General features: G+C 40.6%; 10 protein-coding genes and 1 pseudogene. 3 read left to right on the forward strand and 8 right to left on the reverse strand.

The window, feature by feature from the left end; translation table 11 throughout:
- The 7 genes from VSA01S_RS18675 to VSA01S_RS18705 form a co-directional block, all read right to left on the reverse strand.
- On the reverse strand, positions 1 to 1,692 hold a 1,692-nt coding region (locus VSA01S_RS18675), incomplete at its 3' end, for a replication endonuclease (protein WP_147052745.1).
- 5 nt (positions 1,693 to 1,697) lie between these two features.
- Entirely contained in the window at positions 1,698 to 1,934 is a 237-nt protein-coding gene (locus VSA01S_RS18680) for a hypothetical protein (RefSeq protein ID WP_039982909.1), read from the reverse strand.
- The gene (locus VSA01S_RS18685; protein ID WP_050567435.1) at positions 1,931 to 2,548 is read right to left on the reverse strand and encodes a hypothetical protein; all 618 of its coding nucleotides are present in this window, start codon (positions 2,546 to 2,548) and stop codon (positions 1,931 to 1,933) included. Before VSA01S_RS18685 ends, VSA01S_RS18680 begins: the two co-directional genes overlap by 4 nt.
- Positions 2,545 to 2,772 (reverse strand): hypothetical protein, encoded by a 228-nt coding sequence (locus tag VSA01S_RS18690; RefSeq protein WP_039982911.1) that lies wholly within the window; start codon positions 2,770 to 2,772, stop codon positions 2,545 to 2,547. Before VSA01S_RS18690 ends, VSA01S_RS18685 begins: the two co-directional genes overlap by 4 nt.
- The gene (locus tag VSA01S_RS18695; protein WP_039982913.1) at positions 2,772 to 2,972 is read right to left on the reverse strand and encodes a hypothetical protein; all 201 of its coding nucleotides are present in this window, start codon (positions 2,970 to 2,972) and stop codon (positions 2,772 to 2,774) included. Before VSA01S_RS18695 ends, VSA01S_RS18690 begins: the two co-directional genes overlap by 1 nt.
- 28 nt (positions 2,973 to 3,000) lie before the next feature.
- Positions 3,001 to 3,540: a phage regulatory CII family protein gene (locus VSA01S_RS18700; protein WP_039982915.1), complete on the reverse strand. Its 540-nt coding sequence runs from the start codon at positions 3,538 to 3,540 to the stop codon at positions 3,001 to 3,003.
- Positions 3,541 to 3,653: 113 nt separating this feature from the next.
- A complete protein-coding gene (locus VSA01S_RS18705) occupies positions 3,654 to 3,866 on the reverse strand; it encodes a hypothetical protein (protein ID WP_039982917.1) in 213 nt (70 codons plus the stop codon).
- A 90-nt stretch (positions 3,867 to 3,956) separates the two neighbouring features.
- Between VSA01S_RS18705 and VSA01S_RS18710 the strand changes: the two genes are divergently transcribed.
- A complete protein-coding gene (locus VSA01S_RS18710; RefSeq protein ID WP_103021968.1) occupies positions 3,957 to 4,577 on the forward strand; it encodes a phage repressor protein CI in 621 nt (206 codons plus the stop codon).
- Positions 4,577 to 7,882, forward strand: a complete 3,306-nt coding sequence (locus VSA01S_RS18715; RefSeq protein WP_039983671.1) for a COR domain-containing protein — start codon at positions 4,577 to 4,579, stop codon at positions 7,880 to 7,882. Before VSA01S_RS18710 ends, VSA01S_RS18715 begins: the two co-directional genes overlap by 1 nt.
- Before the next feature lie 40 nt (positions 7,883 to 7,922).
- Here VSA01S_RS18715 and VSA01S_RS18720 read toward each other — a convergent pair whose 3' ends face one another.
- Positions 7,923 to 8,786, reverse strand: a complete 864-nt coding sequence (locus VSA01S_RS18720) for a hypothetical protein (RefSeq protein WP_039983669.1) — start codon at positions 8,784 to 8,786, stop codon at positions 7,923 to 7,925.
- A 182-nt stretch (positions 8,787 to 8,968) separates the two neighbouring features.
- Between VSA01S_RS18720 and VSA01S_RS20390 the strand changes: the two are divergent.
- Positions 8,969 to 9,070 (forward strand): annotated as a pseudogene (locus tag VSA01S_RS20390) (DNA integration/recombination/inversion protein); the annotation flags it as partial.

Here is a 9,070-nt window from a genome sequence, read left to right on the forward strand (position 1 = left end):
GACGAGTTTCCATTCCGTTTCCCGTGTATAAACAACCAAACCGGACCCTTGCACCCCGTCAGTTACCTCGACAATTTCACCGTATTTATTTTCTCTTTCCTTTTTAACCAAACGGATCGGGCGCTCAGATGAACGAAGTCGGTGCCCGCCCATGTAATCCATGTAAGCGGAGAAAAAGCCAAGATCGGCCGCTCTTCTCGCTTTCTCAAATAAGCAGTATTCTTGCTCTTCATCGATGCGGCGAAGCTCACGCCAAATAGTCACAGGTGGAGTTTTCTGGAATTGGAATTGACGAAAACAAAATGTACGCGACCAGGCAGTCACGTTTTTCACGGTTTCTTGAAGCTGCGCTCTTTTGTTGTCTCGATCGGTTTCACCTTCAAGCGCATAACCATCAACGTTCTTTGATATGTATTTGGCCAGATAAGCCACGGCACCGCCTGCCGACTTATCGATAAGCTTGGCCTCAAAACGGGCCTTCATGGCTTTCGTTCTTGGAGCACCATCATCAAAGAACAGCTCACTATTTTCTCTAAACTGATACGACTGAAGCCCTGCAATGAATTGTTGAACATGCCCAAGCGGCATAAAAAACACACCATGCCAGTGCGGTGTTCCGTCTTGGTGAGGCTCAACAACCCTCATACCGTAATAAGTCAATTCACGATAATCTGCCCAGGCTCTAAACAAGTTCCAACCTTTGCTTAACCAAGCATGGGCATCTTTGGGATTACCGCCATCAAATTTAGGATTTTCAACCCAGTATTTACCGTGCTTTTTAAGTCGATGAAAACGGCTGGGCGCCGTCATAGTGACAAAAATCGCTACATGATCATTACTCTCTGCATATTCCTGACAACCTGCAATACGAGTCATCAGTTCATGTCTTCGATTAGCCGGGTTACTTTGGGACGAATCAATAACGGTTTTAAGATCAACCACATCACCATTTTCAGATTCAATGGCCATGAGCTCAATCCATTCTCTTTGTCGGTCCTGCCGAATGGTCAACCACTCACAAGCCGCATTGGACGCATAAGGAGAGCTGTGTGGAGAAACCATACCTGCAGCCCGGCGAGCATTTTCTAATACGGCCACTGCAATACGACCGATAGCTCTACGCCAAAATCCTTCATCCATCAGTCGACATATCATCGAATATGCCTGGTCAGAACTTTCAACATAAGCAAAATGGGGAAGCCATAAAGAAGCCCCAGTGAACTCGTTAATAAAACCAATACTCTCCATTGGCGACATACCATGATCAGATGCCAACCTAACTCGATTACCACAACGCCCAGCCATTTCTATGGCCAATTGAGCGATTTTAATTTCGCTATCAACTTTCCACCACGGCTCAGGCAAGACCGAAAACGCTGCAGCAACCGCACTGCTTCGTTTTTCAATAAAATCTACCGCACGCTTAAAACCATACTTTTTTAACCTGCTGGCTGATGCTTTATCGATATAGTTTCGAATGTCGTAAGGTAGCTTGAGCTTATTGGCCATAGATGACGCAAACTCAAAGACCCTTTCTCTTGGCGTCAGTTTTCCATCATGAACCCATTCGCCATTAATAAAAGAAAGCTGAGATGTGCCTTTGTGATTGTCCAGATAAGAAAGCAACTCCCGATGCAGATTGCTCGGGAGTCGATTAAGAGGATTATTCAGGTTGAAATTGTGTTTTTTCATTATGTTTAGTAAGGCATTATCACTCGATTAGGTAAGCGCAGAGACTTCTGTTTTAGCTTCTCAAGCCATAATCTCTTGCGCCGTTCTCGAAGCGTTTCTGTTTCCGCCCTTTTTGCGGCAAATTCTTTGCGTACTTTTGCTAGCTGAATAAGGCCCCGCTCTTTATCCTCTTTGGTCAACGAGTAATGCTCTAAATCAGGGCAAGGCAAATGGCATGGGTTGATGTATATTTTCGTGCTCATCTGAAACTCCAACTAAGTGCAGGCTCTGTGCGAGAATGGTAATAAACGATTGAACTGACATGAGAACGATTCATTTCCATTTTTTCAGCAATCTGAGATGGCGTGAGTCCCTCGTCATAAAGACATCGACATAATTCAACATCGTTATCTGAGCACTTAGCATGTGGGTAGAGCTCCCCCTTTCTGCGCAACGATATTTTGTTACTCTTCTCTCGATGGCGATTAAGCGTCCTTACTCTGTTTTTGATTGTGCTGATTGAAGCTTTTCTGTATCCAAGCTGCTCAACTAACTTGGCAATCTCCTGAGTCGATTTAATACCAGCCCACTTCAAAATAAGAGCATCTTCGTCAAACTTAAAATTTGGGCTACTAAGGTTATTGCACTTTCCACAGCTCTTGCGATGACCTCTGCGAAGATCGACGGTATATCTTTCAATATGAGTATTTCCGCATTCACAACGGCACTCTACTCCTTTCCCTGGGTCTTGCTTAGTAACCGTGAGCTTGCCAAATTTTTGTCCGAGAATGTTGAAATACGTGGGATGGTGTTTTCCATATTGATAATGCTCTTCTCCACGCTTGATTTGTTGAAACCAATCTTTGCGAATACTCATATCTCAACAAACTCCTGTGTATCCACGACGATAAAGCCGCCTGCCCCTTCGCCTTCGCTGAGTACACCGTGGCGAACGTGATTGCATTTAAGCTGTTCACAAGCTTGGTGGATCGCGTCCTCAAAACAGTCAAAGTCTCCAAGTGTTGTGGTTTCTAATTCTTGGGTGTGTTTGTGGCGCTTCATTGCGCCATCACCAAACAAACGAATAGCGACATATTCCATTAGGCAGTCTCCTTCGCAGCGGCAAACTTTTCGATATCCTTGATGGCTTGGTCACGAATGTCTTTCCAGATACGGATATTGGCGTTTTGCTGACACTCTTGGCCTTTAACAAGGTTCTGTTGGTATTTGTAAGCATTAAGAGCGGCGACGTTATGGAGGTGTATCGCTTCCTCAAGGGTGTTTAATTCAATCTTTATCATGGTAAAACTTCCTTTGTTCGTTAATGAGTTAGGCAAGTCCAGGTATGGCGGCACCGTTGGCGACAAAATCCACACTCATCGCTAAAAATGGTGAAACGCCTTTTGTTTTGCTTTCGATATCGTTGATAAGCAGCACAAGGTTGCTGATGCCTGCCTGTGCTTTTTGAATAATGGTGTGTTTGTGGGTTCGACTCAGGCGATCACTGCCTGCATGTTCAAGCGCCATACGGGAAAGCTCGCCGGAGTGCATGGCATTTTCTAACGCCCGCTTAATGAAGGTTTCTTCACTCGCATCATGTGGGATTTGTGCGGTCACGACACCGAGGCCAAGCAAAAGGCTGTTAAGAATGGTGAAGTTGCCACTCGCCTTCGTGATCATCACAAGTTCTACATTGGTAAGAATGTGCGGCTGCTCTGGATTGAGCTTGTTGCGCAGCATGGTGGCGTTCATACCCACCATTTCAGCTAACTTGGTCATGTTCTCCGAGTTCGCAAATGCGCAACACGCTTCGTTAAATGCTTTTTGTTTAGAGCCACGGAATTCGCACATTGAGTCATTTGGGTTCATAACGAATACTCAATAGAAGAAAAACGGGAGTAAAACAAAACTCCAACCAAGGATGTTGAGCCACAATGGGCAATACTCTTTGGTTGGGACCAGGGAAGATAAGCGCATGGTTATCAACCTAAGTTTTGCATGGCTTCACGAGTCGCGATCTCAAGCAAAGCCACCATGTTGATCAGTGGTGTTTCTTTGCCTTTTGTTTTGGTTTTAATAGGTAAACGGCCGTCTGATACCCAGTCCATGATGGTGCGCTTAGGCATACCTGAAAACTGAGAATACTGGTCATAAGTCATGAAAGGTGTATTTAAAACTACTTGATAAGAGAGCATAGTGATATCCTTTAAGGTAACTGATTGTGTTTTACCGGATTAGCGAGTTGCACCTCGCAGTTAACCGTTGAGTGAAAATTTAGACTTTTTATGAGTGAATATCAAGAGAAAATACCCCCTTTTGAGTACATCGGCGGTAGAGATGTTACTGAAAGGATGAAGCTCGTCACAAAATCGAGTGACTTTAAGACGCTTGGCGAATGCCTCAATGTTTCAAAAGGCACGATTTCAACTTGGCATCAACGAGGTCTTACCCCTTATGAAGTGATTATTAGACTTCATTTGAAGACTGGCGTCTCTATCAAGTATCTAGCTTTAGGTGAAGGTGAACCCTTCCCCGACAGAACGGCCCACACATCAAAGAAAAATGAATCAAAAAGCCTTTTTGATGTGGACCTTTTTTCACTTACAAACGGTAAGCTTGTCGGTAATGAAACTCTCGTCTTTGATAAGAGCTATTTAGACAAACTCAAGGTTCTGAATGTGATGGGCATTGAGCATGATGGAACAACCTTCATTGTCGATAAAGAAATTCATCAAGCAGTAAGCGGCACATACCTGGTCGATATGGATGGCTTACTCTCTCTAAACGAGATCCAACGCTTACCAGGTAAAAAACTGGCGATTAGCTTTAATGGCTCAACATTAACCGTTGATGAAGATGAAGTGAAAGTAGTTGGTAGAGTTGCACTGGTGATGGAGAAGAAGTAATGGTAAAGCAGTTAGATATTTTTGATGGTATTCCAAGTATTACCGAAGATATAATTCAACGCTTTAAAAAATTTTGGAATCAATATAATAAAGATGAAATCACTATAGAACATATTGAATGTAGCTCAGATATTTCTGGTATCCAAAAGTCAATAGATAATGACTTCCGCCATATAAATATTCTAAAAGTTTTCAATAACAAACTAATATCTATAGAAAGCGCAAGTTTATTTAATGACGAGGAACTGTCTAATTTTTTACAATGGTTAAAAAAAGAGAAATTGAATGAAAACCTCATTAGCATATCTTCAAATATTCCTAGTTTAAACTGGCTGATAGATTTTCCACGATTAGTAGAAGCTATTGCTGTTGAATCAAAAATTACAAATCTTAACCCCTCCTCTTCGCCTAACCCTTTTCCATGGTTGAAAACGCTCCGTCTACCTGATTTGTCTGAAGATGTATTTAGTTTTTTTAGAGAATCTATAAAAAATTTAGAAAAATTGCATTTACAAGATATAATCAATACAAATACCTCGAAAGAAATAAATAGATTTAGAAACCTTAAATACCTTAATCTAAGTAGTAAAATTGATTTTCAATACTCCGAATTAGATTTATCTAAGCTAACTGAACTATATACTAATATACCTGTAAACCTTAACGATTTTAAAAACTCTCCAAATATCAAGTTTATTAGTGGACCTATTGACACAACCACAGCACAGTTTCAAGGACCTCAAGTTCACAGTCTTATTTTTAGTCGCAACACGGCAAGCCCTATCCAATTAGAAAATATTCACACTGAATCCTTAAAGGATATAGTTCTTTGGGAAGATTTGGAAATACAATACGATCATTACATGCCTTCGTTACAAAGTATTTTCGACCACTCGAGAATAAAAAAAGAGTTTAAACTATCCTGGCTAAGCTTCACTCCAAACCTTAATCGATTGACTTTAAGTGGTAAAGAAATAGTTTTAGATATTGAAACTAACTGGAAACATTCATCATTAGTATCCTTGAGCGTATCTGATTCAAAATTAGAGAGTATAGATTTTTTAGCTCACTTCCCTAATTTAGAAGATCTAAACTTATCCAATAACAACATAGCAAGCCTCGAGCCACTTATAGAATTAAAAAAGCTTAATCACGCGAACTTAGACAGAAACAATGTTATTGATATTCCTCGTGAACTAGCTAAAAATTTCAAAATAGTATCTGATTACCAAAAACATGCTAATAAAAGCATTTCTATTAGTTACAACCCTCTTATCTCCCCTCCTATTGAGATAATTGAACGTGGTCAAAAAGCAATCAAACCATATTTTGACTCTATGTCCGATGATGTAGAAGAATTGAATGAGGCAAAAATAGTCTTTCTTGGGAATGGAGAGGTTGGTAAGACATCGCTGATGAAAGCGCTGAGCGGAGAGGAATTTAATTCTGATGAACCAACCACCCATGGCATTAACATCAATAAGTACATTGTTCCTCTCAATGATCGATCCTCAGTAGACGCCTCAATCTGGGACTTTGGTGGCCAGCAAATAATGCATGCTACACACCAACTTTTCCTCTCTCGTCGTTGCGTTTATGTGCTCGTGATCAATGATCGTAAGGATGATTTACAACAAGACCAGAAAATCGAATATTGGCTCCAACAGGTCCAAACTTATGGTGGTGACTCTAAGGTCATTATTGTCCGTAATAAACTAGATATGTTTGACGTAAATAACCTTCAAGAAGGGAAATTAAAAGAGAAATTCCCAAACCTTCTAAAGGTGGAGGGCGTTTCATGTTCCAATGGTACGGGGATTGATAAGATTCGCAATCTTATCAATGCTCAAGTTGCACAATTGCCAATGAGAAAAGTAAAGCTAGCAAGAAACTGGATTCAAGTTAAAAATGAGATCAAAGCCCTTTCTTATGATCAAGACCATTTACCGCTGTCTGCTTTCACCGAGATTTGCAGCAAACATGGTATTCATGACAAAGAAGCTCAAACTACCTTACGCCACCTTCTACATGACCTCAGTGTAATTATTGCATTTGAAGAGCTTGTAGACTTCGATATGGGCATTTTAAACCCACATTGGATTACTGACGGCATCTACGCAATCATTAACTCAGAAATATTAGCAACGAATAAAGGCTATATAAAACTACCTGAAGTACAAAAAGAGCTCGATAACCTCTTCCCGGAAAAGTACGTCGGTAAAGCACGCTTCATCGTTGAATCTATGATGCAATTTGAGCTTTGTCATCCGATAGGTTCACTAAAAAGTAAAACTTACTTAGTACCTAACTTGCTACCTACAGAAGTTAAGATTAGAGCGCTAACTCCCGGAGCTAATACTATCCACTTTGTTTTTAAATATGAGAACTTGCTACCGCCAGCACTATTCCCAAAACTTTTAGTCAGACTAAGTTCAAACATTAGTGCAGACCGCCGTTGGCGCACTGGTGCGATACTTTCTGATTCATCTCTCAATGTTCAAGCCCTTATTGAAGAAGATAGTGTTGATAAGGTCATCAAAATCACTGTTACGGGTGATCAGGCGCGAGACTTTTTCGCTCACATAAGACAAAATGTTCGGAGTCTTAACGGCAACAATTCTGACAGTCTTGGGGTACAAGAACTTATTCCACTTCCAGGTTATGATGATTATACTGTAAGCTATAGTGATTTAATTGGTCATGAACTAGATGGTGTGCCGAAATACTACAATGGGACTATTCGTCGTAGTTTCCCTGTTTCTAAACTATTGAGTGGTATAGAATCAAAAGAAGAAACTACCCGAGCCATAAATGAAGTTAAAAAGGATACGGTTGTGACTGTGAATGTAAAAACTGGTGATACGAATATCACTAACGTCAATAATAACACTAACACCCAGGAGCAAACTCAGACCTCTACTCAGTCTCAACAAGTTGATATAAAGATCGAGTTGAAAGGCTTGAAAGGAAGCGCCGAAAACTTGCTAGAAGACCTAAGGGATGATGCCGAAGATGAAATTACAGACCCAGCAGAACGAAAAAAGTTTATTCGAGAGTGCGACAAAGTTGTAAAAGCTTTAGACGTTGTCGAAGAAATTGAGACTGAGGATGAAGCTAGCAATAACTTAGGTAGTTTTGCTCGTATTAAAGATTTCCTTGAAAACTCTCTAGAAAAGACAGGGGACATTGGTAAAACAATGGAACTACTTGGGAGTAATATTGGTAAAATCCGTGAAATTGCCAAAAAATATAACAAGGTTGCAGGATACTTCGGCTTACCAATCGTTCCGGAAGTCCTTCTCTAGAGAACTCTATACTTATGGAGATAATAGAAAGGGCGTTGAATTACGCCCTTGCAGTTTCCAAACTTACAACTTTAACTTTTCTAAATGACAGGTACTTAGTGAAGCCTGTTGAGATAATAACTTTGTTGTTTGGTGATATGCCAACGTGACCAACAATAATCACATCTGAACCATCTAACTCCCCTACTTCTTTTATTTTGAAATTACGTAGAACCTGGTCTTTTAACTCGGATGATAAGCTAATGCTTGGCTCCGTACGATAATCACCATAGTTAAGCCAAAGCGTTCCTTTCTTATCAATATCTAGGTTGTTGATCGGGCCCCAGAAAATGTATTCCTTGCCTATATGTTGCTCGCTTGCTTTATGAATCGGTACCAAGCAGTTAGACAATGTATCGTTAATAACGTTTCTACCGCCATCGGCAACTATATTGATTGTTTGGCCCTTGTCGCCGTAATTTGGGTTTCGACATAAGTTAGTAAGGAGCGCCCTTAATGATTTGTTGAGTGGGTATCCAGAACTACCACCAATTCCAATATTTTGCTGTGGTGTAAGGCGAGTTGATGATTCATCGCCATGCTTATCGTTGTCTTGAGAAACATAGAGTTGCTTAGCGCCGGCTTTGTCTAAATCGACTCGGATATCATGAGAAAGTTCTCCTTCTTCATCCTCGTCTTCAGTGCCTTCAGATTTAACCAACACAGTAGAGGCGTTACAACCCTCAAGGTGACGAGCAGCAAAGCAAGCCATTCTCTCGATTTTAGCTGTTGTATAACCTTTTACAAACCACGTTTTTACACCGCATTCACTACAGTCGATAAGTCCTCGATACTTATCAGGATTAGATTCATATTGCTCAGTGGTGCAATCACTACCATCTTCTCTGTAAGTACAAACGATCATAAGCAACTCCTAACTCATTAATTACTTTGAATTTAACAAGTTACAAATTGATCAACCAATTGAATATCAAAGCAATGTGATGCGGATCGCTACATTATTATACGTTCTCATACAAATAAACATTGTGTGAAAAGTATCAAGACAATAAACTGTACATATATACAGATAAATTTAAACACCCTATGTCTATCAGAAACTTAAAAGACGGTTCTAAGAAGTCTTGGCTTTGCGAATGTTACCCAAACGGCCGCGCCGGTAAGCGTGTGCGTAAAAGATTTACCACT

The organism is Vibrio sagamiensis NBRC 104589 (assembly GCF_007990935.1).
Lineage (GTDB): Bacteria > Pseudomonadota > Gammaproteobacteria > Enterobacterales > Vibrionaceae > Vibrio > Vibrio sagamiensis.

Excerpts from the sequence above, each read along its gene's own strand:
- VSA01S_RS18705 (WP_039982917.1), bottom strand. The coding sequence starts at position 3,866 with ATGCTCTCTTATCAAGTAGTTTTAAATACACCTTTCATGACTTATGAC.
- VSA01S_RS18715 (WP_039983671.1), top strand. The coding sequence starts at position 4,577 with ATGGTAAAGCAGTTAGATATTTTTGATGGTATTCCAAGTATTACCGAA.
- VSA01S_RS18720 (WP_039983669.1), bottom strand. The coding sequence starts at position 8,786 with ATGATCGTTTGTACTTACAGAGAAGATGGTAGTGATTGCACCACTGAG.
- VSA01S_RS18695 (WP_039982913.1), bottom strand. The coding sequence starts at position 2,972 with ATGATAAAGATTGAATTAAACACCCTTGAGGAAGCGATACACCTCCAT.
- VSA01S_RS18690 (WP_039982911.1), bottom strand. The coding sequence starts at position 2,772 with ATGGAATATGTCGCTATTCGTTTGTTTGGTGATGGCGCAATGAAGCGC.
- VSA01S_RS18710 (WP_103021968.1), top strand. The coding sequence starts at position 3,957 with ATGAGTGAATATCAAGAGAAAATACCCCCTTTTGAGTACATCGGCGGT.
- VSA01S_RS18685 (WP_050567435.1), bottom strand. The coding sequence starts at position 2,548 with ATGAGTATTCGCAAAGATTGGTTTCAACAAATCAAGCGTGGAGAAGAG.
- VSA01S_RS18680 (WP_039982909.1), bottom strand. The coding sequence starts at position 1,934 with ATGAGCACGAAAATATACATCAACCCATGCCATTTGCCTTGCCCTGAT.
- VSA01S_RS18700 (WP_039982915.1), bottom strand. The coding sequence starts at position 3,540 with ATGAACCCAAATGACTCAATGTGCGAATTCCGTGGCTCTAAACAAAAA.